The following is a 24,931-nucleotide window of genomic DNA, read 5'->3' on the forward strand; positions in this document are numbered from 1 at the left end:
AGCGTGAACTGCCGTGAGAGCGCTCTCACCCCCTTCAGAAAGGGCGTTTCCCATGGCACGAACCCGCGGGCTTCTCGCGGTGGCGACCGCGGCGATCGCGGTCGCCGCCACGGCGGTCTTCGCGATGCAGGCCGACGCCGCCGTTCCCGGCGCGCCGTCCGGCATGACGACCGTCTTCAGCGACGACTTCACCGGTGCGGCGGGCTCCGGTCTCAACACCGCGAACTGGCTCTACGACATCGGAACCTCGTACCCCGGCGGCGCGGGCAACTGGGGCACCGGCGAGGTCGAGACGATGACCAACTCGACCGCCAACGTCTACCAGGACGGCGGCGGCAACCTGGTGATCAAGCCGATCCGGGACGCGTCCGGGCACTGGACGTCGGGCCGGGTCGAGACCCAGCGGACCGACTTCGCCGCCCCGGCCGGCGGGAAGCTGCGCATGGAGGCGCGCATCCAGCAGCCGAACGTCAGCGGCGCCGCGGCGGCCGGCTACTGGCCGGCGTTCTGGGCCCTCGGCGCGGCGGCCCGCCCGGCCGCGGCGACCAACTGGCCGAGCATCGGCGAGTGGGACATCATGGAAGACATCAACGGCCGCTCGTCGGTCTTCTCCACGCTGCACTGCGGCACCGCCTCCGGCGGTCCCTGCAACGAGACGACGGGGCTGGGCTCCGGGGAGCACGCCTGCTCCGGGTGCCAGACCGCCTTCCACACGTACGCGGTGGAGTACGACCGCAGCGTGTCGCCCGAGCAACTGCGGTTCTACCTCGACGGCGCCAACTACTTCACGCTCAACTCGTCCCAGCTCGACGCCACGACCTGGAACAACGCCACGCACCACGGCATGTTCATGATCCTCAACGTGGCGATGGGCGGCGGTTTCCCGGCCGCGTTCGGTGGCGGCCCGACCTCGTCGACCGCGTCCGGCGTGCCGATGCTGGTCGACTACGTGGCCGTCTACCAGTCCTCCGGGGGCTCTACGACGACGCCTCCGACCACCACCCCGCCCACCGGTGGTTCGTCGCGGGACGCCTACTCGCAGATCCAGGCCGAATCGTTCGACGCCTCGGCCGGGGTGCAGGCCGAGACCTGCTCCGAGGGCGGGCAGGACGTCGGTTTCATCGCCAACGGTGACTGGATGCAGTACAACAACGTCGACTTCGGCACCGGCGGCGTGAAGGATTTCGTGGCGCGGGTCGCCTCGGGGGCCGGATCGGGCGTCAGTGGCCTGGTCGAGGTTCGTCTCGACAGCCGGAGCAACACGCCGATCGGCAGCTTCGCCCTCGGCAGCACCGGCGGCTGGCAGACCTGGACGTCGATCCCGGGCAACGTCTCCGGGGTCTCCGGCAAGCACACCGTCTATCTGACCTTCACCAGTGGACAGCCTTCCGACTTCGTCAATGTGAACTGGATCCAGTTCCGCAAGTGATCCAGCCTCTTCTATGGGCCGGAGGTGCTGCCAGCACCTTCGGCCCAGTTTGCGATTTAAGGATGTTTAAGGTCGTCGCTATGGACTTTTACAGTTAACAGTCCTAAACATTGATACATCTCTTGCCCCAGGGAGGTACGGCGATGAAGCGCTCCAGATCCGTCATCCTCGCAACGACCGTGGCGCTCGTCGCCGGCGGCGCGGCGACCTACTTCGCCGGCAGCGCGTCGGCGGCCGCCGCGTGTGCCCCCGCGTGGACCGCCACCCAGGTTTACGTGGGTGGCAACAGCGCCTCGCAGAACGGCCACAACTACAGCGCCAAGTGGTGGACCCAGAACGAATCCCCGGCCACCCACAGTGGACAGTGGGACGTGTGGGCCGACAGCGGCGCCTGCGGCGGCGGTGGAACCACGACGCCGCCCACCACCCAGCCGACCACCGCGCCGCCGACGACCCAGCCCACCTCGGCGCCGCCGACGACCGTGCCGCCCTCCAACGGGACGCTGCCCAAGCACGTGCTGACCGGCTACTGGCAGAACTTCTACAACGGCGCGGCCGCCCTCAAACTCGCCGCCGTCCCGTCCAACTACGACCTGATCGCGGTCGCCTTCGCGGACGCCACGTCGACCCCGGGCGCGGTCTCCTTCACCCTCGACTCCGGGCTGTCGGCCCAGGTCGGCGGCTACACCGACGCCCAGTTCAAGGCCGACATCGCGACCCTGCACTCGCGGGGCAAGAAGGTCATCATCTCGGTCGGCGGCCAGAACGGCACGATCAGCGTCAGCGACTCCGGCTCGGCCACCAACTTCGCCAACTCGGTCTACTCGCTGATGCAGACGTACGGCTTCGACGGCGTCGACATCGACCTGGAGAACGGGATCAACGCGACGTACATGGGCCAGGCGCTGCACAGCCTGCGGACCAAGGCCGGCGCCAACCTGATCGTCACGCTGGCGCCGCAGACGATCGACATGCAGAGCACCGGCTCGTCGTACTTCGCGCTCGCGCTCAACATCAAGGACATCCTGACGATCGTCAACACCCAGTACTACAACTCGGGCTCGATGCTCGGGTGCGACCAGAACGCGGCGTACTCGCAGGGCAACGAGAACTTCCTGACCGCGCTCGCCTGCATCCAGCTGCAGGGCGGTCTGCGTCCCGACCAGGTCGGCCTCGGCCTGCCGGCCAGCACCAGCGCGGCCGGCAGCGGCTACGTCTCGCCGTCGGTGGTCAACTCGGCGCTCGACTGCCTCTCCGGCGGCACCAACTGCGGCTCGTTCCGGCCGCCGGCCACCTACCCGGGCATCCGGGGTGCGATGACCTGGTCGATCAACTGGGACGTCAGCAACGGCAACGGCTTCGCCAACACGGTCAAGCCGCACCTGAACAGCCTCCCCTGAATCCCCTCTAGGAGAGAACTCCCCGTGAAACTCCGTCGGAAACTGCTCGTCCTCGGATCGGTCGTGGTGGCCGGCTCGGCCGCCGCGATCGCCCCGATGGTCGCCTCGAACGCGGCCACGGCCTGTGCGCCGGCCTGGAGCTCCACCGCCGTCTACATCGGTGGCAACAGCGCCTCGCAGAACGGCCACAACTACAGCGCCAAGTGGTGGACCCAGAACGAATCCCCGGCCACCCACTCCGGCCAGTGGGACGTGTGGGCCGACAGCGGTACATGCGGCGGCGGTACCACCACGCCGCCCACCACCGGCCCGACCACGGCCCCGCCGACCACCGGCACCAAGATGGCGTCCGCGCCGTACATCTACCCGGGCTGGGGCAACCCGCCGGCGCCGGCCACCGTCGTCAACGCGACCGGTGTCAAGGCGTTCACGATGGCGTTCGTGCTCGCCGGTAACGGCTGCAACCCGGCCTGGGACGGCGAGGGTGGCCTGACCGGCGGCGTGCACGCCAGCACCATCGCGGCGATCAAGGCGGCCGGTGCCGACGTGATCCCGTCGATCGGCGGCTACAGCGGTAACAAGCTCGGACCCAACTGCACCACGGTCGACGCGCTCGCCGGGGCGTACCAGAAGGTGATCGACGCCTTCGGCCTGAAGGCGATCGACGTCGACATCGAGAACACCGACGAGTTCGAGAACTACGCGGTGCAGGACCGCATCCTCGGTGCGCTCAAGGTGGTCAAGCAGAAGAACCCGTCGGTGAAGACGATCCTCACCTTCGGCACGACCACGAGCGGCCCGAGCGGGACCGGTGTGCGGCTGGTGCAGCAGGCCAAGGCGCTCGGCGCCGGCGTCGACGTCTTCACCCAGATGCCGTTCGACTTCGGCGGGTCGGACATGTACACCAACACGGTGAACGCGTCCGAGAGCCTGAAGAACCTGCTCAAGAGCACGTTCGGATACACCGACGCCCAGGCCTACTCGCACATGGGTATCTCCGGCATGAACGGTCTCAGCGACCAGCAGGAGCTGACGTCGACCGACACGTGGACGCGGATCCGCGATTACGCGTCGGGCAAGGGTTTTGCGCGGTTCACGTTCTGGGCAGTGAACCGGGACCGGGGTTGCGCCGGTGGCGGTGTGGTCTCGGACTGTTCCGGTATCGCTCAGGCGGACTGGGCCTTCACCAAGATCTCGGCCGGCTTCTGATCTCCAAGCCGGTAGAGGTCGAGGCGCAGGACGCCTGACAGACGCGCGGTCGCCCCGTCCCGCGGCCGCGCGTCGCTCATCACCCCGGAGGCTTCGGCCTCCGGGGTGATGCTGGTTCCGGGGTGGCGGCTTATACCGATCATCGGTATATTCCTGGTCCATGAGCGACGGACCACCCATGCGGGAGCCGACCTTCCTGGTCCTCACCGCGCTGGCCGGCGAGCCCCGCCACGGCTACGCCGTGATCGAGGACGTGGCCGCCATGACCGGCGGCCGGGTGCGCCTGCGGGCCGGCACCCTCTATGCCGCGCTCGACCGGCTCCGGTCCGACGGGCTGATCGAGGTCGACCGCGAAGAGGTGGTGCAGTCCCGCCTCCGGCGCTATTACAAGCTGACCGCTCCGGGCGAGCGCAGCCTCGCCGCCGAGACCACCCGTCTGCGCACCCAGGCCGCCATCGCCGAGGAGCGCCTGCGCCTCCGCGGCATCACCCTCGGAGGGGCAACCGCATGAGCTCCAAAGAACAGCGTTACCGGCTCCTGCTGGAGCTCTACCCGGCCGACTTCCGGCGCGAATACGCCGACGAGATGATCGGCGTGCTGATGGCCGACCCGAGCCCGGTCCGCGAGCACGCGGCGAGCCTGATGGCCGGGGCGGCCGCGGCCCGGCTCCGGCCGGCCTTCGACGGCCCGGAGTGGCGGCGCGCGGCGTTGGCGGTCCAGCTGTTCGGCGCGATCCTGCTCTGCGCGGTGGCACTGCGGCGCCTCGAGATGAACGGTGCGATCGCCTTCTTCGTGGGGCGTGTCGACATGCCGTCGCTCGACGTCTTCGACGTGGTCCGGGTGGTGGCCTGGGCCGCGGTCGTGGTGGCCACGCTCACCGGCCTACGGGGGCTGAGTGCGGCCGCCGCGCTGGCCGGCCTGATCGTCGAGGTCGCCGCCGGTTCCCGGGCCTACGCCGACGCGCCGGTGACGTTCCTCAACATCTTCTGGATCGTGCTGAGCGCCGCGCTGGTGCTGCTCGCCTCGACCGTCTCGGCGCGTGGGCCGCGACCCCGCGGCTGGTTGTTCGTGGTGGCGGCCGGCCTCGCGCTGGCGGGCAACGGGTTCGTCACGACGGTCTACCCCGGCTACTTCGGCGCCCTGACCTTCTTCCAGAACGACGGACCTGGTTACGGGATCACCTTCCTGTTCCTGCTCACGGGTGGTGTTCTCGCGCTGATGGGTGTGCTGCGGCTCGAGCCTCCGATCCGGCGGCGGGTGGTCGCCGCCATGGTTCCGGTCGCGGCCGTCTTTCCACTCGTCGGTTACGGGTTCGGCGGGTTCCTCGAGTTCAACCTGCGGCACCCCGACGACATCCAACTGCTCGGCCCGGTGCAGTGGGCCGCGCTGATCCTCGTTCCGGCGTTCGCCTTCTGGGTCGCGGCCGGGCTCAACCTGCGACTCGAACGCAGCCGGGCGATGGCCGCGACCGCCGGCGGTGCGGTGGCCGCCGGCGGTGCGGTGGCTGCGCCCGGCGGTGTGGCGGCTGCGGCCGGCGGCGCGGCGGTCTCGGCCGACTCGGGGCCGGAAACGTAGGACGCCGGTTTCGGCGGGCCGGGCGCCGGACATGTAGAAGGCCCATGAGCGACCGGTGGTACAAGAAGGCCGTTGTCTACTGCCTCGACATCGACACTTTCGCCGACTCCAACGGCGATGGGATCGGCGACATCCGCGGCCTGATCGGCCGGCTCGACTACCTGGCCCGCCTGGGCGTCACCTGCCTGTGGCTCAACCCGATCCATCCGTCGCCCGACCGGGACGACGGCTACGACGTGGCCGACTTCTACAACGTCGATCCGCGGTTCGGGACGCTCGGCGACTTCGCCGAGCTGCTGCACCAGGCGGCCAACCTCGGCATCAAAGTGATCATCGACCTGGTCGTGAACCACACCTCCGACCAGCACCCCTGGTTCCAGTCGGCCCGGTCGGATCCCGACTCGCCGTTCCGCGACTGGTATGTCTGGTCCGAGGAAGCACCGCCCGACCGGCACCAGGGGATGGTCTTCCCGGGCGAGCAGGGCGAGACGTGGAGCTTCGACCGGACGGCCAAGCTCTGGTATTACCACCGGTTCTACAAGTTCCAGCCCGACCTCAACATCAAGACCGAGGCGGTCCGCGAGGAGATCAAGAAGATCTGCGCGTTCTGGCTGCAGCTCGGGGTGGCCGGGTTCCGGATGGACGCGGTGCCGTTCATCATCGAGGAGACCCAGCCCGGCAACCCCAACCCGGCCAAAAACATGGACTACCTCACCGAACTGCGCGAATTCGTGCAATGGCGCAAGGGCGACGGGGTCCTGCTGGCCGAGGCCAATGTGGAGCCCGATCAGCTGGTCGGGTTCTTCGGCGACGGCGGCGGCTCGAGCAACCGCATCCACATGCTGTTCGACTTCATGCTCAACGCCCGGATGGTGCTGGCACTGGCCCGGGAAAACCCGGAGCCGATCATCGAGGCGTTGCGCGAGACGCCGAAACTGCCCAAGGGCGGCCAGTGGGCGACGTTCCTGCGCAACCACGACGAGATCGACCTGTCCCGGCTGACCGCCGAGCAACGGGCGGACGTGTTCGCCAAGTTCGGGCCCGACCCCGACATGCAGCTCTACGGACGCGGCATCCGACGGCGGCTGGCCCCGATGCTCGGCAACGACCGGCGCCGGCTGGAACTGGCGTACGCGTTGCAGTTCAGCCTGCGCGGCACCCCGGTCCTGCGCTACGGCGAGGAGATCGGGATGGGCGACGACCTCGCGTTGGAGGGGCGTGACTCGATCCGCACCCCGATGCAGTGGTCGATTCTTCCCAACGCCGGGTTCTCGACCGCGCCCAAGGCCGAGCTCGTCCGCCCGGTGGTTGATCACGGGGACTTCGCGTACGAGAAGGTCAACGTGACCCAGCAGCGCCTGGACCGGAAGTCCTTGCTGTCGTGGTTCGAGCGCATGATTCGCACCCTGCGTGAGGCACCGGAGGTCGGCGCCGGCAGCTGTACGCACGTTGATCTGCCGGCGCCGCCCGGAGTGCTCGTGCACCGGGCCGACGACGTCACCGGCACGATGCTGTTCGTGCACAACCTCGGTCCGGAGGCCGGCTCGGTCGATCTGAGTTCCCTCTATCCCGAAGCCGAGGCGCCCAACGACGTGCTCGCCGACCGCGAGTACCCCGACCTCGGCAAGTTTCGTGAGATCGACGTCGCAGGCTACGGATATCGCTGGATCCGGCTGCGCCGTTACTCGTGAGTCGGGTTAAAGTCAGCGCGTCGTCGAGATCACACCCGGAGGCCGTAATGTCGCAGTCCGTTCCGCCCCGCGTCGCGATCGTCACGGGCGCCGCCCGGGGCATCGGCGAGGCGACCGCCCGCAAGCTCGCCGCCGACGGGCTGGCCGTCGCGGTCGTCGATCTCGACGAGGGCGCGTGCGCCAACACGGTGACCGCGATCCACGACGCCGGCGGCACGGCGCTCGCGGTCGGGGCGGACGTCTCCGACTCGGCCCAGGTGACGGCGGCGGTCGAGAAGGTCGTCGCCGAGCTGGGCTCGCCGACCGTGCTGGTCAACAACGCCGGCGTGCTCCGCGACAACCTCATCTTCAAGATGAGCGAGGACGACTGGGAGACCGTGATGGGTGTTCACCTGCGCGGCAGCTTCCTGTTCACGCGCGCGGTGCAGAAGTACATGGTCGACGCGAAGTGGGGCCGCATCGTCAGCCTCTCCAGCACGTCGGCGCTCGGCAACCGCGGCCAGGCCAACTACGCGGCGGCCAAGGCCGGGCTGCAGGGCTTCACCAAGACGATGGCGATCGAGCTGGGCCGCTTCGGCATCACGGCCAACGCGGTCGCGCCGGGCTTCATCGTCACCGACATGACGGCGGCCACCGCGGCCCGCGTCGGCATGGATTTCGCCGACTTCGAGAAGGCCGCGGTGAGCCAGATCCCGGTCGGCCGGGCCGGTCGCCCGGAGGATGTGGCCAACACGGTGTCGTTCCTGGCCAGTGAGGGCGCCGGGTTCGTGTCCGGTCAGGTGATTTATGTGGCCGGCGGGCCGCGCGACTAGGGCTGCTAGAAAGGAATCATGACTCGGCGAATGAGCTCTCGTAGCGTCTCGCTGACCAGCACCTTCCTTTTGCTGGCGGCGGGCGGGGCGGCGGCCTGCGACAGAAACCGCTATCACAACGAAGGTTTCTACTGCGCTGATGCCAACGGCGTGATCGTCGACGAGAGCTACTGCGACGCCAACCACTCCTACGGTGGCGGCGTCGTGCCTTACTACATCTGGCACTCGTCGGGCTACCGCTCGGGTTATCCGATCGGGGCGCGGCTGCCGGCCGGGGGCAGCCGCTTCGCCTACAACGATCAGGCGTCGCGGAAGTCGTTCGGCCTGCCCACCACCGGCCGGATCGGCAACGGCACGGTCAAGACCAACGTGGTCGGCAAGGGCGGCAAGAGCACCGGCAAGAGCAGCTCGTCGCACAAGTCCGGCGGCTGAGGCGTGCGGCGGATTCCGTACGGCCCGGTGCGCGAGGGCTGGAAGCTGACCAACTACAGCCTCGGGCTGACCTACAACGACACCGAACTGCCGGACGGGACGATGGTCTCGTACTGGCAGGAGGGGCCGTACTACGACTTCACCGCCGGGGAGATCGAGGAGCTGGAGACGGCGACCTCGGTCCTGCAGGAGATGTGCCTCGAGGCCGGCGACTGGATGGTCGGGCAGTGTCCGCGGCGCACCGTCGAGGGCCGCCGCGAGGGCTACTTCGCCTCGGTCTGCAACCCGTCGACATGTTTCCTGGCCAAGATCGGCATTCCCGAATTCGCGCACGAGCAGATCATCCGGACGTGGTTCGACGGCGACGCCGACACCTGGACGCACGCCGACAAGGACCCCGACGGGCGGCTGCCGATGGAGACGCCCGACTATTCGCCGAGCGTCTACGGCCGGTTCGACCTCTGGTACAACGGGGCCGGCAGCACGCCGAAACTGTTGGAATACAACGCCCAGACGCCGACCTCGCTGGTCGAGTCGGCGGTGATCCAGTGGCACTGGGCCGACCAGACCAACCTCACCCGGCACCCGTGGCGGCAGTGGAATTCGATCCACGACCGCCTGGTCGGCTGGGAGGCGGCCGACGACGAGGCGGCCGATCCCGGCACCTGGCGGCGCAACATCGGCAAGCTGCGCGAAGCTCGGCCGTGGCTGCCCGAAAAGCCCAAGATCTTTTTTGCGTACGAGACGTCCGAGACCTCGGGCGAGGACCGCATGAACGTGGCCTACCTGATGTCGACCGCCGAGGAGGCGGGCTATCCGGTCGAGCTGATCGCGATGAGCCAGATCGGCTGGGACGTGGCCGGCGACCGGGTCGTTTTCGTGCCGTCGCCCGGCGATCCGGAAAAATTCGAGCCGATCGACGTCATCTTCATGCTCTATCCGTGGGAGTGGTTCTGGAGCGAGGAGGGCGGTAAGGCCTTCTTCCGCAACATGGCCGACCCGGCCAAGCGCGGCACGGTCTGGATCGAACCGCCCTACAAGGCGGCGTTGCTCGGCAACAAGGCGATTCTGCCGGTGCTCTGGAAGCTCTTCGGCGACGACCGGGAGCGGGGAAAATATCTGCTCCCCGCCTACTTCGCCTCGTCTTCGGCCGCGGCCTCGCTGACCAGCTACGCCAAGAAACCGGTCTGGGGCCGGGAGGGCGGCTCGGTCACCCTGGTGCGCGACGGCGTCACGATCACCGAAAACCCCTCCGAGTACGGCGCGGACGGCCTCTTCGTCGTCCAGGAGCTGTGCGAGTTGCCGTCGTTCGACGGGCTCGAGGGAACGGTCCACCCGGTGATCGGGTCCTGGCTCATCGACGGTGAACCGGCGGGCATGGGCATCCGTGAAGGGCTGGGCGTCGACGGGCTGGTCACCAAGGACCACTGCTACTTCGTGCCCCACACCATCGAGGCCGACGCCTGAGTTCGCTGGTGCACCCGGCCCTGGACTGATTCATGCTCCACTTCGGACCGTCTACGCCCGGCACGTCATCGGTTCGCGGCCCGACGCGGCTTTTGCCGGCGCCGAGTCGCTCTTCTCAGAGCCAAGTGGTGCCGAGCCAGGCGGCGGCCACGGCGGCGATCAGCAGGCCGATGTTGAGGCCGATCAGCGGCATCGGCATCCGGTCGACCCGGCCCATCATCGGCGGCAGCCGCTCGCGTGACCCGGCGACTTTGCGGCCGCCGGCATAGAGGTAGAAGAACGCGAGCAGGGCGGCGACGATCCAGTGCCGGGAGCGGTCATGTCGGAGTACGAACACACCGGCCTGATCCGCCGCGACGGCGGCCGGATTCTGCGGGCCATCCTCGACCGCATCCGCAACGCGTGGACCCGGCTCATGGTGGCCCTGGCCGGCTGGGCGATCGAACACGTGCGCCGAATCGAAGTCGGCCGCGCCGGGTGCGAGAGCGGCTAGCGTGGATCGATGACGACCCGGGAATCACTGGAACGCCTGCTGGCCGACGCCGAGGCGGAGTCCGGGGCGCTGGAGCGCGACCTGGCGTCGGTGTTCGAGGCGTCCCGTTCCTCCAACGCCGACGACGAGCACGACCCCGAGGGCGCGACCATCGCTTTCGAGCGGGCTCAGCTGACGGCGACGCTGGCCGCCACCCGGCAGCGGGCGGCCGAGCTGCGGGCCGCGCTGGTCCGGCACGACGAGGGCGGCTACGGCATCTGCGAGCGCTGCGGCAGGCCGATCCCGGCCGCGCGGCTCGAGGTCCGCCCGGACGCGCGCACCTGCGTCACCTGCGCTTAGGAGGTCTGCGCCGAATCGCGAAGGGTGCGACGCGCCGGGTTCCGGGTCTGGGCGCAACCGCTCACTCAGGCCGCCCGGCCGGGGTGAGCGGTTTGGGCGCGCCAGCGCCCTGCTCGGCCCGGGCGGGCCCTCGGCGTGAGCGACGGTCCGTACGCACCACCCCGCTACGACATCGGTGTGTTTTTCGGGCGGTGGCGCCAGATCCACCACAGTCCGATGAACGGCAGAACCAGCGGAACGTAGCCGTAGCCGCTTCCGTAGTCGCTCCAGACCGTGGCGTCGGGGAAGTTGCCCTTGTCGGCCAGGCTCAGAGTGCCGACGACGAGGACGCCGAGCAGTTCAATGCTGCAGCTGGTCAGCGCTATCCGGCGGCCGCGCTCGCCGCCGATCGCGAGGCCGATCGTGGCGGCGATGTAGACCAGGCCGGCCAGCCCGGACAGCAGGTAGGCCACGGGGGCGTCGGAGAACTTGGTGATGATCTGCACGATCGCTCGGGCGCTGGCCGACAGCGCGAAAACGCCGTAGACGAAGAGCAGCACGCGGCCGAGGCCGGTGTTGAGGGCGGCGTCGGCCGGGCGGGTCTGCTGGGCGGTGGGTTCAGGCGACACCGGTCACCGACGCAATCTGCTGCAGGCGCAGCACGAGAACCGGCAGCACCAGGCAGGCGACGCCGAGGATGAGGTTGCCCCAGCGGGTGGGCTCGAGCCGGGCCAGGTAGAAGGCCACCGGGGCGAACGCGATCGTGGTGATCAGGTAGCCGATGAAGGTGGCCGTCTCGGACGGGCGGGTGCCGTCGAAGAGGCCGATGATCGCGACGACCACCAGGACCGCGACCAGCACCGAGAGGACCAAGGTGATGATCAGGTCGAAGCGGCTGGGGGCCCGGTCGAGGGCCGCGCGCAGCAGGAACCACACCGCCAGCACGAGGGCGGCGATGATCGTCACCAACGACAGGGGACCGTTCACCCGGCACAGCGTACTGATCGCCGAATTGCTGGTAGCTTGCGGCCGGGACGTGAAACACCGGGAGGGTGCATGCGCTTCGGACTATTCGGCACGGGACCGTGGGCGCACATGGCGCACGCGCCGGCGCTGGCCGCGCACGAGTCGGTCGAGTTGGTGGGGGTCTGGGGCCGCAATCCCGACAAAGCCGCCGAGCTGGCGGCGCTGCACGACGCCAAGCCCTACGCCGACGCCGACGACCTGATCGCCGACGTCGACGCGGTCGCGATCGCGTTGCCGCCGGATGTGCAGGCGCCGATCGCGTTGCGGGCGGCCACGAGCGGCAAGCACCTGCTGCTCGACAAGCCGGTCGCGTTCACCAACGCCGAAGCCGACGCGATCGTGTCGGCGGCCGAGGACAACGACGTGGCCTCGGTGGTCTTCTTCACGCGCCGGCTCATGCCGGAGATCCGGGATTTCGTCGCGTCGGCCCAGGAAGCGGGGGGCTGGCTCGAGGGCCGGGTCGACCACGTCGGCTCGATCTACACCGAGGGAAACCCGTTCGGTGCCTCGGCTTGGCGGCGCGAGAGCGGCGGCCTCTGGGACGTCGGTCCCCACGCGCTGGCCCTGCTGCTGCCGATCCTCGGCCCGGTCACCGAGGTGACCGCGATGGCCGGCGTACGCGACATGATCCACGTGCTGACCCGGCACGACGGCGGGGCGATCGGCACCATGACCCTGTCGGTCGACGCGCCGCCGGCCGCCGGGCGTGAGGAGGCCGCGATCGCCGGCGAGGCCGGTGTGCGGACGGCGCCGAACGCCCCGTGGGACCCGGTGCAGGCGCTCGGCCGGGCCATCGACGAGCTGCTGGCGGCCTCGGCGGGTGGGCCGAAGCCGGAGCTCGACGTGCGGTTCGGCGCCCGGATCACGGCGATCCTGGCCGCGGCTCAGGAAGCGATCCGGACCGGGCGCACCACCACGGTCTGACATTCAGGTCCTGTTTTTCAGGGCCGGCTTTTAGGGGACGGTCCGCTCGATCGCGGCCGGGCCGTCCTCCTCCAGTTCCTTGCGGGCCCGCTCGACGTTCTCGGGTGTCGGGTCGCGGCCCTCGGCGACCGCCAGGTCCTCCGGGTCCCACGGCTGGTCGGCGCCGGTGCGCAGATGTGGCTCCTCGCCGGGCTGCAGAAAGTCGGGGGTGTCCCGGTCGGTGCCTCCGCCCGTGATGAACGCGTCGACCGCGACGTCGTCCTCCACGGCGTCGGCGACCTCCTCGGTCTCCTCCAACGGATGAATCTCGTCGGTCATGTTTTCCTCCTCGGGCCTTGTGCGTACCCGTCTTACCCCGTCGCACGCCCGATGACCATGGTGCCGAAAGGGACGATCAAGCAGGCGGCGGTCAAACTGAGCGCTAACTGGACAGTACCTGCGCGTTACGGATGGACGCTTAGTAGTGGGCCGAATACATTTCCGACTTGGCGTGCTTGATATGTCCGCTGTGGCGGCGGCGAACCACAAGTGCGCGCGGTGAGGGGGAGACGTGACCGGGCTGTCCGACGCCGAGCGCGACGCATGTGACGTGGTCCAGGCGCTGGCGGGTCTCGCCGCGCTGCTGCGCCGGCCGATCGGCGACCGGCCCGGCCCCGACCTGCCCGGCCTCGATCCGAACGATCCGGCGCTGGCCGAGGCGCGGCGCACGCTGCTGAGCATCGCCGAGGACGGCGGGGTCGCGGCGGGCCGGGTGCTGGCCTATCTGCGCGAGCTCCGCGGGTCGGGCGACGGGGAGGCGGCGGCGGTGCCGCCCCGGCTCGGGCAGTGGCGCGAGTGGGTGCCACCGCGCGGGCAGCTCTTCGGGGCGACCGCGAGCGTGCGCCGAACCGACGAGGTGCCGCAGCCGAGGCGCAGCGACCCGGGCGAGTGACCTCAGCCGTTCTTGCGCAACGTCTCCGAGGGTGACTCGCCGAAGCGCAGGCGGTACGCCGACGCGAAACGGCCCAGGTGGGCGAAGCCCCAGCGGTGGGCGACCGCCGACACCGTGATGCGGGTCGGGTCGGCGCGGCGCAGGCCTTCATGGGCCCGGTCGAGCCGCACCGACTGCAGATAGGTCATCGGCGCGGTGCCGACGTGCCGCCGGAAGCCCTCCTGCAGCGAGCGCACGCTCATGTTGGCGATGCGGGCCAGGTCGGAAACGCTGAACGCGCGCTCCGGCTCGTCGTGGATCGCCTCGACCGCGCGCCGGATGGCCCGCGGCGGTCCGGCGGTCGGCGGCCCGATCAGCTCGTCGTGATATTTGTGCGGCACGCTCAGCAGCAGCCCGCTGAGCACGCAGCTGCGCAGTTGCTCGGCGATCAGCGGCTGATAGAGCAGGCTCTGCTCGTAGTCGAGCTCGTCGCGGAGCAGGCGCACGAGGCGGCTCCAGCTCTGGCTCGGGCCGCCGGTGAGCGCGATGGCCGGTGGCAGGTCGATCGGTCCCTCGACCGGGTGACCCAGCAGACCCGCGAGTTCCTCCTCCAGCGCGGTTCGCCCGATCTTGATCGAAAGCTCGGCCGAGCCGGCGTCGTGCAGCGTGTAGACCGGGCTGCCGGGGCCGAACACCGCGGCCGTATCGGGCGTGGCCAGCACCTCGTGACCCGCGTGCCGGGTACGCATGCGCCCGGAGGTGGGCATGCTGACGTGATAGGCGTCCAGCTCGGCCACGTCGAGCGTCACCGGGGTGGCGAAGCTCAACTGCCCCACGGTCAGCGGTCCGAGTTGGATCACTTCGGCGCCGAGCGTGAAGCCGGACGGACCCTCGGGTGTTCCGACCGCAACAGGGTAGTAGAAACGATTTAGCAAAGTGCGGGCCTGATCGATGTCCGCGCTGCTGAAGTGGACTATGTCGGGACCTTCGGGGACCATGGGCGCGGTTCGGGGGGAAACGTCAACCATGCCGAAGCGCGCTCCATCGCATACCGTGAGTATTCGGCCCGACTGCGTGGAACGTCAACGTCCCGGCCCTCCAGTGACCGTTCCAGCACATTCAGGCCATATGAACTACTCTGGCGTTCCGCGCCTACGTGGCGTAACTTGCAGACCAGCGGATTGTTGTAGGGAACGCGGTCGGAGGGTTAGCGTCGTGGCCGCGACGCCAAGCCCAGCCGAGGTCGGATGCCCGTTCGGGCATCGTGTGGCCGGCAGCCGTTCCGCGACGGAAAGGTCGGCGTCGGCACCGCCCGATGCCAGGAAGAGGGCAGCCGTGTATCTGCCGATCACCACGCGCCAACTGGCCGACGGCACCGTCGAGATCGCACCGAGTGGGGAAATCGATCTTGACAATGCCCATGTGATGCGAGATGCGGTCAACGATGTGCTGACCACCTCCACACCGGGCCGGATCTGCCTCGACCTTCAGCGGGTGATGCTGATCGACAGCATCGGCATCGGCATCCTGGTCGCCTGCTTCCACACCGCGGCGGCCAGCGGCATCAAGCTGGTCGTCAGCCACCCGAGCCCGACGGTTTACCGTCAGCTCTGGGTCTCCGGCCTGGTCGGCCTGCTGGGCTGTGCCGAGCCGCCGACCCCGCGCACCTCGGTCGGCCTGCGCCCGTCCTGAAGCACCCCCGTGGACGGCCCGGCCCCCTGAGGTCGGCTCCCTTGAATGCCGGGCAGTCCGAATCCGCGGTCAGTGCATCGGAACGCCGGTGGTGGCCGCCTCCTCATTGGCCCGTCGCTCGTCGCGCGAAAGCGTGGACAGCGGCTTCTCTTTGATGAACACCACCGCGATCACCGCGATCGGCACCGCGACCAGGAACAGGTCGGACGTCGCGGTCGCGTAGACGTCCTTGACGACCAGCAGGACCTCGGGCGGCAGGCTCTTGAGGTCGGGCACCTTGGCGGTGCCGCCGCCCGCGATCGCCGCCACGAACTCCGCCTCGACCTCGGCCCCGCGCGCGATAAGCGACGGGTTGTCCTTGATCACGCGCATCCGGAGTCGCCACAGCTCGAAGTGGTCCTGAATGTCCTGGATCGCCGGACCGAGCGCTCGCCGGATCGCCTCGACCACGGTCAGGCCGGCCGGCTGAGCGAGCAGCGCCGCCTTGAAGTCGGGGCCGTCGGTGATCGGGTCGCCGATCAGCGCCTCGTCCTTGGTCGCGAAGTAGTTGAAGAACGTGCGGGCCGAGACGTCGGCCGCCTCACTGATCTCCTCGACCCCTCACCCGGTCGAGCCCCCGTTCGTCGACGAGCCGCAGCGCGGCCGTGATCAGGGCGGCGCGCGTCTGCTGCTTCTTACGGTCGCGTCGACCGGGCACGTCAACGCCCATGCGCACCTAATCGTTGAGCTGAACGCGCGCGATCTCGTCGAGCGCGGCGGTCAACAGGGGCTCGATCGGGTGTGGGCCGGCCAGATCGGCTATCAGCAGCGCGGCGTGCCGGGCGAGGATCTCGGGCCTGGGCGGTGCCTCGGCGTCCTCCTCGGTCACGCCGAGCGCGCCGGCCAGCAGCAGGAGCACGACGTGCGGATCGACCTCGGACTGCCAGTCGAGCGCCGACCGGACGCTGCGCTCGAGGACGCCGCGCACGGACTCGGCGTCCAGCCCGTCGGGATGGGTCTGCTCGAGGAGCAGGCGCACGGTCGTGCCCAGGATCAGGCCGGTCCGCGCCGGATCGAGCCCGGCCAGGTCGCCGACCGCGTCGTCGAGCGCCTCACGGTCGCGGCCGCGCGCCGCGATGACGGCCGCGGTGGTGGCGGCCGCGACGGGGCGAGCCGGAGCGGGGAGATGACGCCAGGTCTGGTCCATGCCGGGGACCTTAGACCGGCCCTCCGACAAGATATCCACAGGTCATGATCGTTCGAGAAAATGTCGGAGGGGCCTGGCAGGGTGGTCCCATGCCTGCTGAGTTGCACGACGCCATGGCCGCGCGGATCGAGCGCGGCGAGTTCCCCGGCCTGGTCTCGCTCGTCGCCCGGGGCGACGACGTGACCGTCGACGTGCTGGGCTTCACCCGGTTCGGCGGTGACGTGCCGATGCGGCGTGACACCCCGTTCCGCATCACCTCGATGACCAAGCCGGTGATCGCGGCCCTGGCGATGATGCTCGCCGAGGACGATCTGATCGACCTCGAGCAGCCGGTGGCCACGGTGCTGCCCGAGCTGGCCGGCCAGCGGGTGCTCGCCCGGCCCGACGCGCCGCTCGACGAGACGGTCCCGCCGGCCCGTCCGGTCACCGTGGAAGACCTGCTGACCTTCACCAACGGCTTCGGCATCATCTCGGTCGGCCAGGAGCTCAACCCCGACTACCCGATCGTCCGGGCGTGGCGCGAGCAGGAGCTGGCAATGGCCGAGCCCGAGCCGCGCACGCCGCACGACCCCGACGAGTGGGTCCGGCGGTTCGGCACCCTCCCGTTGATTCACCAGCCGGGTGAAAACTGGATATACAACGGGGGCACGCTGATCCTCGGCGTGCTGCTGGCCCGGGTCGGTGGGCGGCCACTCGGCGACCTGCTGCGCGAGCGGCTGCTCGAGCCGCTCGGCATGCGCGACACCGGGTTCTGGGTGCCGGCCGACCGCGCCGGCGAGATCCCGGTTCACTACATGACCGACTTCTCGACCGGGCAGATGGCCGCGACCGACAGCGGCGGGGCCGAGCTGTGGGCCGCGCCGCCGGTCTTCCCGTCCGGCTCGGCCGGTCTGGTCTCGACCGCCGACGACTACCTGGCGTTCGCGCGGCTGCTGCTCAACCGCGGCGTGCACGGCGGCACCCGCCTGCTCTCCGAGCAGTCGGTCGCCTCGATGACGACCAACCACCTGAGCCCCGAGCAGATCGACGCCGGCGGCATGTTGCTGGCCAACCAGGGCTGGGGCTATGGCATGGCGGTGACGGTCACGGCCGACGAGGTGTCCGGCCCGGGACGATACGGATGGGCCGGCGGCTACGGCACGTCGTGGTTCAACGATCCGCGCGAGGGGCTGATCTCGATCGTGCTCGGCCAGGTCAGCGACCTGCTGTGGGGCGGCGCGCTGACCGAGTTCGACCGCTTGGCGTACGGAAAATAGCGCGAGCGATCGCGCCCGGCCTGGGGAGGCACCGGTGAGCAGTCTTGACGCGGTCACGTCGTGGGTGGAGACCTATCGACGGGCGTGGGAGTCCAACGATCCAGCCGAGATCGGCGGCCTGTTCGCCGAGGACGCGGCCTATTTCACCGAGCCCTTTGCGAAGCCGTGGCTCGGCCGGGCCGAGATCGTGGCGAAGTGGCTCGAGATCAGGGACGAGCCGGGCACCACCACCTTCGAGTGGCACCCGGTGATCATCACCGACGAGGTCGCGGTCGTCGAGGCGACCACGACCTATCCCGACAAGACCTACAGCAATCTGTGGGTGCTCCGGCTCGACCAGGTGGGCCAGGCGCAGCAGTTCACCGAGTGGTGGATGCGGCACCCGCCGATCGGTTAGGGCAGGCCCAGCGAGGGCGGTGGGGGAGCGACCGGCAACGTCAGGCGGGAGGGACGGCAGTGAACGGTGCGGTGCGACGGCGTGAGCGTGCCCGAGTCGTCGACGGCGCGGGCATAGCGCGGGAACGAGCCGCCGGTCACCAGCAGGCGCAGCCGGTGGCCCGCCCGCAGGCGGTGGAAGCACGCGTCGAGGGTCAGGTGCAGGTGGTGCACCTCGCCGGCCGGCACGTCCGGGTCGAGCCGGTGCATGAGGTCGCTGAAGTTCCGCGAGTGGCCGCGCTCGTCGACGTCGCACAGGCGCACGAAGACGTCGGCGTGCCGGGTGTCGGCCGAGATCGCGAGATCGAGCACCGGCGAGCCGATCACGTCGACCGCGGTCGGCAGCGGGTCGGTGGTGAAGGCGCGCACGTCGGGCCGGGCCTCGAGCGGCCGGTTGTCCTTGACGCCCATCGAACCGCTCAGCGTGCGGCCGCCGACGGTCGGAGTGGGATCGGAAGGGTCATAGCGAAAAATGACGCGGTCATTCTCCGCCTTATCGGCCGCGTCCTGCGAATGGGTGAACTCGGCCGATTCCTGATTCTCCGTTTCGTCGGTCGTGGGGTGAATAAGCGTCAATGTTCCGGCCCGATGAAGACGGAAGACGGCCGGCGACGAGGGCGGCGGCCAGGACGGCAGATCGTGCCAGCGGCGCTCGCCGGTGCGGAAGACGCTGACCGGCTGGCGCCGGGCCGGCGGGCCACCGGCCATGTGCTCGTCGAGCCAGGCCAGCGTCTCCCGGCTGAGCCGGCCCTCGGCGCGGCTGCCGACCTCGAGGTGGGTCCACGGGCCGACGGTCAGGCCGACGTCGAGGCCCCGGCCGGTGAGCACGGCGAACTGCTCCAGGGTCTGCTCCAGGAAAAGGTCCTGCCAGCCGCTGACCAGCAGAATCGGCGTGGTGACCCGCTCCAGGGCGGCGCCGGCGCGGCGGGCCTCCCACCACGGGTCGGAGGCGTCGGTGCGGGTGGCCCACTCGCGATACCACGGGGCGCGGCCCCGCAGGACGGTCTCGGCTGCTTCCGGGAGCGGCAGACCGGCGTACACCGGACGCAGCCGCCGCCCGGCGGCGACCGTGTCGAGCAGTCGCCGCAGCCCGCCGTTGTCCTCCTGACGGGTGATCTGAAAACTCCATCCGAGGAAGTCGCCGAGGGTGAAAGCGCCGGTTCCATAGGTCGAGGCGCGGAAGTCGTGCGGCCCGACATAGATCACCGAAGTGCGCAGTTCGGGCGGCGGGTCCTGCAGGATCGCCCACTGGGTCCAGCCCAGATAGGAGCCGCCCAGGGTGGCCAGCCGGCCGTCGAACCACTCCTGCTCGCGCAGCCAGCCGACCGTGTCCAGGCCGTCCTCGGTCTCCTGCGCCATCGGCTCGATGCGCCCGCCGGAGCCGAAGGTGCCGCGCACGCTCTGGATGAGGACGTGATAGCCGCGGGCCGCCAGGAGCCGCCCGTTCAGCGAAGACGTGGGAAAACCGCGTCCGTAGGGCGTGCGGATCAGCACCGTCCCCCGGGCCCGGCCGTCGCGCGGACCATAGTGGTCCCCCGCCAGCTCGGTGCCGTCACGCATCCGGCTGCGCACCGGCTCCACCGCATAATCGGTGCGCGCCGGCACCTGCCGCAGCAGACGGCCGACAAGCACGTCCGCGACCCGTTGCCGCCGGGAAATCGCCACTGGGACCACCACCTTGATCGAGTAGTTCGAACAATAAGTGGATCTCGCTTCAAAATGAATGTGAATGCTATTCGAGTGCCGGCGGATGTGCGAATTCGCGGTCGAACCGGCACACTTCCACGGGTGGAGGTTCAGGAGACGCTCGGCGGCCGCTACAAATTGCTGCACGAGCTCGGCACCGGCGGGATGGCCGTCGTGTGGCGGGCCCGCGACGAGGTGCTCGGCCGCCCGGTCGCAGTCAAGGTGCTCGCCGGCCGATTCGCCGGCGATCCACAGTCGCGCGCCCGCATCCGCGACGAGGCCCGCGCCGCGGCGACCCTCTCCCACCCCAACATCGCCCAGGTCTACGACTACGGCGAATCGACCGACGGCGGCACACCCCGGCCCTACGTGGTGATGGAACTCGTCAACGGCCCCACCCTCCAGCAGCGGGTGGCGAGCGCCCCGCTGCCGCCCCGCACGGTCTTCCGCATCTGCGGCGAGGTCGCGGCCGCACTGGCCGCCGCTCACGCCGACGGCCTGGTCCACCGCGACATCAAAATGGCCAACATCATGGTCACGGCGACCGGCGCCAAGGTCGTCGACTTCGGCATCGCGGCCGCGGTCGGCCCCGCCTCACCCGAGGAGATGCTGGTCGGCACCCCCGCCTACCTGGCCCCCGAGCGTCTCACCGGCGCCGCGGTGCAGGCGGCGTCCGACGTCTACGCCCTGGGCGTCCTCCTCTACCGGCTGCTCGCCCACGAGCCGCCGTGGACAGTCGAGACGACCACCCAGATGCTCAACGCGCACATCTACATCGAGCCGTCGCCGCTGCCCAGACTGCCCGGCGTGCCCCCCGAGGTCGCCGGCCTGATCGACCGCTGCCTCCGCAAGAACCCGGCCGAACGCCCCACCGCCACCGAGGTGTCGGCCACCCTGGGCGACGCGGCCGAGGCCGCCCTCCTTCCCGTACGCGGCGAGCCCACCCGCCCGGCCACCGTCCCGTCGCCGCGAGCCGTGGAGGGCGAGGAGTACGACGAACTGACCTCGGCGTCCCACCCCCGCTCGTCGCCGGTGCGCGCCGGCGGCCGGCGCCGCTCGGTGCCGGGCCGCGCTGCGACCGGGGCGACGGCTTCCGGAGGGGCGGCCGTGGGTGCGGCTGGTTCGGGGTTGCCGGGCGGTGTGGGTGGCTCGGGGCTTGGGGGTGCCCCTGGTTCGGGGCTGCCGGGCGGTGTGGGTGACGCGGCGCTTGGCGGTGCCTCTGGCTCGGGGTTGCCCGGCGGTGCTGGCGATCTGGGGGTGGACGGAGGGGCTGCTTCCCCATCTCCTGCTCCGACAACGGCTTCGGGCTCGGCTTCCAGAGGGGCGGCCTCGGGGTCGGCATTCGGCGGGGCGGACCCTGCGGCCTCGGGGTCTGGCACCGGCGCTTCGAGCGTGGCTGGTCGTCGGGCTGCCGCGGGCGCTAACTCGGGGCCTGACTTCGGTCCGACCGGTGGGGCCGACAGCGACCGGAACAAGGGGCGATCGGGGGCCGAGGCGACCAAGGGAGGCCATGCTTCCGGCGGGGGTTTCGGGCCCGGAGCCGTCGGGTCTTCGGCCCTGGATCCCGATGGAGCTTCCGCGGCCTTCGGAGCGGCCGACGGTCGTGGCTCGGCTGACCTGACCACCGGACCGGGCGCTGAGGCGGTGGCGTTCGTGCCGGGCGCCGAGATCGGAGCCATGCGGTCTCCGCTGCCTGGCGAGGTCTGGGAAACATCCGAAGACAGCACGCAGCCGGGGACCGGTTCCGCTGGGCCTGGGCCTGCTGGACCCGGTTCTGCTGGACCTGGCTCGGGTGGGGCGGGGCGGGATTCGGTCGGTCGAGGGTTGGACCCCGAGGGCCGCCCGGCCGCCGAGGCTGGGCGGGGTCGGGGTGCGTCGGCGGGTGGGCGTCGGCGGGTGGTCGAGGGTGACGACGTCGTCTTCGGGGCCGGGGTGGTCGCTGCCCGGGGCGGTGCTGGTGACGGCGGGGCCTGGGCGGCTGCGGGGCGGGCCGGGTCATGGGTGGATTCGGGGCTGGCGGGTGCGGTTGGGGAGGGGGACGCCGTACGGAAAAGGCGCCGGAATGTTCTCCTGGCCGGCGGCGGAGTTGCGGCGCTGTTGGCCGTCGTGCTGGGTTTTTGGGGGTTGGCCGATCGGCCGGGGGCGGACGAACGGGCGGCCTCCGGGGTGGTTGGTGTGGCGCCGTCGGCGGTGCCGTCCGGGGCGGTGCGTCCGTCGCCCAGCGTGAGTGGCGCCGGGTCGGTGCTGCCGGACGGGTCGGCCGGTGCGGGGCATCCGATGCTCAGCGTGACCGCGTCGAGCGTGTCGGCCGGGCCTAGCGACGGGCCCAGTTCGAGCGGGGCCGGGAGCGCGTCGCGGCCGAGCGGTGAGCCGTCGGCGCATGCCTCGAGTGGGCCCGTCGGCACCCGGCTGAGTTCGGACGGCGGGGTCGTCTACGCCGTGTGTTCCCAAGGTAAAGGGCAGTTGACCAGTTGGGAGCCGAACCCCGGCTACACCGTGCAGAAGGTCAACCAGGGGCCGGCGCTGGCTGCGGAGATCGTCTTCAAGGGGGCCACGAACCGCTACCGGATGACCGTCACCTGCGTGGCCGGCACCCCGGCGCCGCTGGTGCTGCCGCTCTGACCGGCGGCGGTGAGTAGTGCCTCGGCGACCGCGGTGCGTGAGTTGAGGACGGTCCGTCCCTGACGGTGGGTGATCACCAGGCCGGCCGCCCGGAGCGCGCTCAGATGTTGCGAGACGCCCCCGGCCGAGATGCCGGTGCGCCGGGCCAACTCGGTGGTCGACAGGGGCACGCCCAGTTCGGCCAGGAGCCGCGCCCGGCCCCGGCCGATCACCGCGCCCAAGGCGCCGGGCGCCCGCGACGATCGCTCCCAGAGGGTGGCCACGCCGCGCGCCGGATAGGCCAGTTGCGGCACCTGGCCGGCCCAGACGGTCATCACCGACGGCCACACGAACACCGACGGGACCAATACGAGGCCGGCGGCATCCGGCATATCGGGCGCCGAGCAGTGCCGCTGATCCACCTCGAGCCGGCCGCCGGCCCAGGCCGCCGGCGCGACCGGGTCGTGATAGAGCGGTGCGGCTTGCCGGTCGGTCGGCGGCGTCGGTTGTGTGGCGGTGCCGCCCCTGGCGTGCCGGTCGGTCGACGGCGTCGGCCGAGCCGTGGTGCCGCTCCCGGCTTGCCGGTTTGTCGGCGGTGTCGGCGGCGCCGCCGTGCCGCTCGGGGCCTGCCGGTCGGTCCAGGTGACGGCTGGGTGGAGGTCGTTGAGGACGGCTGCGCTGCCGGTTTCGGCCAGGCGGCGGGCGCGGCGCTGTACCTCGGCCTCGAGCAGGGAGCGCATGCGCGGCCAGTCCGGGACGATCGCTTCCTGCCAGTAGGCCGCGATCTCCTCGGCCAGCCGGTCCAGGCCGGCCAGCGGGTCGACATAGAGGTCGCGCATCGCCGCCGGCCGCTCGCCCGGCATCAGGTCGAGGTGGGACCGCACCACCTCGGGCGGCGTCGCCCGCAGGCCGGCCAGGTCGCGGTCGAGGTCGGCGGTCAGGCCGGACGGCGGTGGAGTGAGGAAGTCCGGCGTGTAGCCGCCGGTCGGGGCGACCAGGTGCCGGAGCAGCCCGGGCGCGAGCCGGACCTGCGCGGCCCACCGGCGGTGGACCTCGGGCACGCCCGGGTCGCGCAGGATGCGGGCGCTGGCCAGCACCTCCCACAGGCAGGACACGCCGATGCGGATGCGCGCCACCGCCGGCGCCGACAGGCCGATCGCGACCACGGGCCACCTCCGACGTTTTAGCTAGAGCTGAAACTTTAGGGCCGGGCGCGCCCGCGGCGAAGACTGAGCAGGTGACTGACTTTCGTTCTTTACATGTGCCCGGGTCGCCGCTGGTGCTGGTCAACGCCTGGGATGCGGCGAGCGCCCGGATCGCCGAGGAGGCCGGGTCGCGGGCGGTCGCCACGACCAGCGCCGGCGTTGCCTGGAGCTTGGGCGCTCGCGACGGCGATGTCCTCGACCGGGACGAGGCGGTGGCCGCGGTCCGGCGGGTGGTCGCCGCGGTGCGGGTGCCGGTGACGGCTGACATCGAGTCCGGGTTCGGGGCGGACCCGGAGGCGGTCGCCGAGACGATTCGCCTGGTCGTCGTGGCGGGGGCGGTCGGCGTCAACATCGAGGACGGGGTGCGGCCGGTCGAGGAGCAGGCGGCCCGGCTCGCGGCGGCACGGGGCGCCGCGGGCGACGCGCTCTTCATCAACGCCCGGATCGACGAATATCTGCTGGGTGGCCACGACTTCGGCGCGGTGCTGGCGCGGGCGCAGGCCTTCGTGGAAGCGGGCGCGGATGGCGTCTTCGTGCCGGGCGTGGTCGATCCGGCGACCATCGAGAAACTCGTGGCGAAGGTTCCGGCCCCACTGAACGTACTCGTCGGGCCCGGGGCACCGACGGTGCCGCAGCTCGCCCGCCTGGGTGTGGCCCGCGTCAGCCTGGGTTCCGGGGTGGCCTCCGCGGCCTATGCGGTGATGCGGAAGGCGGCGCGCGAGGCGCTTTCCGCCGGGACGTACGCGTCCCTGACCGAGGAAATCCCCTACGGCGAGTTGAACTCGTTGCTGTGAAACGAAAGGCGGCCCTGGTCGGGGCCGCCTTTCCGCATGTCTACTCGGCGTAGCGCGTCGGGGGGAACGGGTTGTCCGGGCTGAGCGGGGTCGTCTCGCCCTCCGCTTCCTGCCGCGCGGTGACGCGCTCGATGTCCTGCTCGTCCGAGTCGAAGTCGGGGTCGAACGGCACCGGGTCGTCGGTGGCCGGCGGCACGTCAGCCGGGTCGTAGTCGGTGACCCCGGCCTCGGCGCGCTCCGCCTCGGTGCGGCGGGCCAGCTCGTCGTCGTCGAGATGGGCCGGCGTGCCGCCATGGAACCGGCGGTCCCGCTGCCCCTCGGCCGCCTCGGTGGTGAAGTCTTCGCTCGCCATGTCGTCTTCCTTTCGGTGAGACGGTCCCTTACCCGGCC

28 protein-coding genes are annotated in these 24,931 nt (G+C 70.5%); 18 read left to right on the plus strand and 10 right to left on the minus strand.

Annotated elements, in window-relative coordinates:
- Positions 1–52 precede the first annotated feature (52 nt).
- The 9 genes from AB0M88_RS07100 to AB0M88_RS07140 all read left to right on the plus strand — a co-directional run bounded on the left by AB0M88_RS07100 (position 53) and on the right by AB0M88_RS07140 (position 10,015).
- On the plus strand, positions 53–1,429 hold the full coding sequence (locus AB0M88_RS07100; protein ID WP_364096668.1) for a carbohydrate-binding protein: 1,377 nt from the start codon (positions 53–55) through the stop codon (positions 1,427–1,429).
- Between the two features lie 143 nt (positions 1,430–1,572).
- The gene (locus AB0M88_RS07105) at positions 1,573–2,829 is read left to right on the plus strand and encodes a glycosyl hydrolase family 18 protein (RefSeq protein WP_364096671.1); all 1,257 of its coding nucleotides are present in this window, start codon (positions 1,573–1,575) and stop codon (positions 2,827–2,829) included.
- A gap of 24 nt (positions 2,830–2,853) precedes the next feature.
- On the plus strand, positions 2,854–4,038 hold the full coding sequence (locus AB0M88_RS07110) for a chitinase (protein WP_364096674.1): 1,185 nt from the start codon (positions 2,854–2,856) through the stop codon (positions 4,036–4,038).
- A 160-nt stretch (positions 4,039–4,198) separates the two neighbouring features.
- Complete coding sequence (locus tag AB0M88_RS07115) at positions 4,199–4,549, plus strand: PadR family transcriptional regulator (RefSeq protein WP_364096676.1); 351 nt, start codon at positions 4,199–4,201, stop codon at positions 4,547–4,549.
- Positions 4,546–5,613: a hypothetical protein gene (locus AB0M88_RS07120; protein WP_364096679.1), complete on the plus strand. Its 1,068-nt coding sequence runs from the start codon at positions 4,546–4,548 to the stop codon at positions 5,611–5,613. The genes AB0M88_RS07115 and AB0M88_RS07120 overlap by 4 nt, the downstream gene beginning before the upstream one ends.
- Positions 5,614–5,657: 44 nt before the next feature.
- Positions 5,658–7,304 (plus strand): alpha-amylase family protein, encoded by a 1,647-nt coding sequence (locus AB0M88_RS07125; protein WP_364096682.1) that lies wholly within the window; start codon positions 5,658–5,660, stop codon positions 7,302–7,304.
- A 47-nt stretch (positions 7,305–7,351) separates the two neighbouring features.
- Positions 7,352–8,116 (plus strand): 3-oxoacyl-ACP reductase FabG, encoded by a 765-nt coding sequence (gene fabG / locus AB0M88_RS07130; protein WP_364096685.1) that lies wholly within the window; start codon positions 7,352–7,354, stop codon positions 8,114–8,116.
- Positions 8,117–8,146: 30 nt separating this feature from the next.
- Positions 8,147–8,548: a hypothetical protein gene (locus AB0M88_RS07135; protein ID WP_364096687.1), complete on the plus strand. Its 402-nt coding sequence runs from the start codon at positions 8,147–8,149 to the stop codon at positions 8,546–8,548.
- Positions 8,549–8,551: 3 nt separating this feature from the next.
- Entirely contained in the window at positions 8,552–10,015 is a 1,464-nt protein-coding gene (locus AB0M88_RS07140; RefSeq protein ID WP_364096690.1) for a glutathionylspermidine synthase family protein, read from the plus strand.
- Between the two features lie 115 nt (positions 10,016–10,130).
- Here the strand turns inward: AB0M88_RS07140 and AB0M88_RS07145 are convergent, their stop codons facing one another.
- Positions 10,131–10,352 (minus strand): hypothetical protein, encoded by a 222-nt coding sequence (locus tag AB0M88_RS07145; protein WP_364096693.1) that lies wholly within the window; start codon positions 10,350–10,352, stop codon positions 10,131–10,133.
- On the opposite strand from AB0M88_RS07145, the gene AB0M88_RS07150 reads away from it, so the two are divergent.
- Both AB0M88_RS07150 and AB0M88_RS07155 read left to right on the plus strand, forming a co-directional pair.
- Positions 10,335–10,508, plus strand: a complete 174-nt coding sequence (locus AB0M88_RS07150; protein ID WP_364096696.1) for a hypothetical protein — start codon at positions 10,335–10,337, stop codon at positions 10,506–10,508. The genes AB0M88_RS07145 and AB0M88_RS07150 overlap by 18 nt on opposite strands.
- Before the next feature lie 9 nt (positions 10,509–10,517).
- On the plus strand, positions 10,518–10,847 hold the full coding sequence (locus AB0M88_RS07155; RefSeq protein WP_364096699.1) for a TraR/DksA C4-type zinc finger protein: 330 nt from the start codon (positions 10,518–10,520) through the stop codon (positions 10,845–10,847).
- 164 nt (positions 10,848–11,011) lie between these two features.
- Here the strand turns inward: AB0M88_RS07155 and AB0M88_RS07160 are convergent, their stop codons facing one another.
- Both AB0M88_RS07160 and AB0M88_RS07165 read right to left on the minus strand, forming a co-directional pair.
- Positions 11,012–11,455, minus strand: coding sequence for a hypothetical protein (locus tag AB0M88_RS07160; protein WP_364096701.1), 444 nt, complete (start codon positions 11,453–11,455; stop codon positions 11,012–11,014).
- Complete coding sequence (locus AB0M88_RS07165; protein ID WP_364096704.1) at positions 11,445–11,813, minus strand: hypothetical protein; 369 nt, start codon at positions 11,811–11,813, stop codon at positions 11,445–11,447. Before AB0M88_RS07165 ends, AB0M88_RS07160 begins: the two co-directional genes overlap by 11 nt.
- Before the next feature lie 69 nt (positions 11,814–11,882).
- Between AB0M88_RS07165 and AB0M88_RS07170 the strand changes: the two genes are divergently transcribed.
- Positions 11,883–12,776: a Gfo/Idh/MocA family oxidoreductase gene (locus AB0M88_RS07170; RefSeq protein ID WP_364096707.1), complete on the plus strand. Its 894-nt coding sequence runs from the start codon at positions 11,883–11,885 to the stop codon at positions 12,774–12,776.
- Positions 12,777–12,806: 30 nt separating this feature from the next.
- On the opposite strand, the gene AB0M88_RS07175 is transcribed toward AB0M88_RS07170, so the two are convergent.
- Positions 12,807–13,094 (minus strand): hypothetical protein, encoded by a 288-nt coding sequence (locus tag AB0M88_RS07175; RefSeq protein ID WP_364096710.1) that lies wholly within the window; start codon positions 13,092–13,094, stop codon positions 12,807–12,809.
- A gap of 232 nt (positions 13,095–13,326) precedes the next feature.
- Here AB0M88_RS07175 and AB0M88_RS07180 point away from each other — a divergent pair, with 232 nt between their 5' ends.
- Entirely contained in the window at positions 13,327–13,707 is a 381-nt protein-coding gene (locus AB0M88_RS07180) for a hypothetical protein (RefSeq protein ID WP_364096713.1), read from the plus strand.
- A gap of 2 nt (positions 13,708–13,709) precedes the next feature.
- On the opposite strand, the gene AB0M88_RS07185 is transcribed toward AB0M88_RS07180, so the two are convergent.
- Entirely contained in the window at positions 13,710–14,714 is a 1,005-nt protein-coding gene (locus tag AB0M88_RS07185; RefSeq protein ID WP_364096716.1) for an AraC family transcriptional regulator, read from the minus strand.
- A gap of 307 nt (positions 14,715–15,021) precedes the next feature.
- Here AB0M88_RS07185 and AB0M88_RS07190 point away from each other — a divergent pair, with 307 nt between their 5' ends.
- On the plus strand, positions 15,022–15,378 hold the full coding sequence (locus AB0M88_RS07190) for an STAS domain-containing protein (RefSeq protein WP_364096719.1): 357 nt from the start codon (positions 15,022–15,024) through the stop codon (positions 15,376–15,378).
- 69 nt (positions 15,379–15,447) lie between these two features.
- Here the strand turns inward: AB0M88_RS07190 and AB0M88_RS07195 are convergent, their stop codons facing one another.
- Both AB0M88_RS07195 and AB0M88_RS07200 read right to left on the minus strand, forming a co-directional pair.
- Positions 15,448–15,828: a hypothetical protein gene (locus AB0M88_RS07195; RefSeq protein WP_364096722.1), complete on the minus strand. Its 381-nt coding sequence runs from the start codon at positions 15,826–15,828 to the stop codon at positions 15,448–15,450.
- Between the two features lie 265 nt (positions 15,829–16,093).
- Positions 16,094–16,564: a hypothetical protein gene (locus tag AB0M88_RS07200; protein ID WP_364096725.1), complete on the minus strand. Its 471-nt coding sequence runs from the start codon at positions 16,562–16,564 to the stop codon at positions 16,094–16,096.
- An 89-nt stretch (positions 16,565–16,653) separates the two neighbouring features.
- On the opposite strand from AB0M88_RS07200, the gene AB0M88_RS07205 reads away from it, so the two are divergent.
- Both AB0M88_RS07205 and AB0M88_RS07210 read left to right on the plus strand, forming a co-directional pair.
- On the plus strand, positions 16,654–17,820 hold the full coding sequence (locus AB0M88_RS07205; RefSeq protein ID WP_364096728.1) for a serine hydrolase domain-containing protein: 1,167 nt from the start codon (positions 16,654–16,656) through the stop codon (positions 17,818–17,820).
- A gap of 34 nt (positions 17,821–17,854) precedes the next feature.
- Entirely contained in the window at positions 17,855–18,217 is a 363-nt protein-coding gene (locus AB0M88_RS07210) for a nuclear transport factor 2 family protein (protein WP_364096731.1), read from the plus strand.
- On the opposite strand, the gene AB0M88_RS07215 is transcribed toward AB0M88_RS07210, so the two are convergent.
- Entirely contained in the window at positions 18,214–19,920 is a 1,707-nt protein-coding gene (locus tag AB0M88_RS07215; RefSeq protein WP_364096733.1) for a CocE/NonD family hydrolase, read from the minus strand. The genes AB0M88_RS07210 and AB0M88_RS07215 overlap by 4 nt on opposite strands.
- A gap of 123 nt (positions 19,921–20,043) precedes the next feature.
- Between AB0M88_RS07215 and AB0M88_RS07220 the strand changes: the two genes are divergently transcribed.
- Complete coding sequence (locus tag AB0M88_RS07220; RefSeq protein WP_364096735.1) at positions 20,044–22,563, plus strand: protein kinase; 2,520 nt, start codon at positions 20,044–20,046, stop codon at positions 22,561–22,563.
- On the opposite strand, the gene AB0M88_RS07225 is transcribed toward AB0M88_RS07220, so the two are convergent.
- Positions 22,503–23,708, minus strand: coding sequence for a helix-turn-helix domain-containing protein (locus AB0M88_RS07225; protein ID WP_364096738.1), 1,206 nt, complete (start codon positions 23,706–23,708; stop codon positions 22,503–22,505). The genes AB0M88_RS07220 and AB0M88_RS07225 overlap by 61 nt on opposite strands.
- Before the next feature lie 71 nt (positions 23,709–23,779).
- Between AB0M88_RS07225 and AB0M88_RS07230 the strand changes: the two genes are divergently transcribed.
- On the plus strand, positions 23,780–24,541 hold the full coding sequence (locus AB0M88_RS07230; protein WP_364096741.1) for an isocitrate lyase/phosphoenolpyruvate mutase family protein: 762 nt from the start codon (positions 23,780–23,782) through the stop codon (positions 24,539–24,541).
- Positions 24,542–24,581: 40 nt separating this feature from the next.
- Here AB0M88_RS07230 and AB0M88_RS07235 read toward each other — a convergent pair whose 3' ends face one another.
- Complete coding sequence (locus AB0M88_RS07235) at positions 24,582–24,893, minus strand: hypothetical protein (protein ID WP_364096744.1); 312 nt, start codon at positions 24,891–24,893, stop codon at positions 24,582–24,584.
- Between the last annotated feature and the right edge of the window lie 38 nt (positions 24,894–24,931).

This window comes from Actinoplanes sp. NPDC051411 (assembly GCF_040682075.1).
Taxonomy (GTDB): Bacteria; Actinomycetota; Actinomycetes; order Mycobacteriales; family Micromonosporaceae; genus Actinoplanes.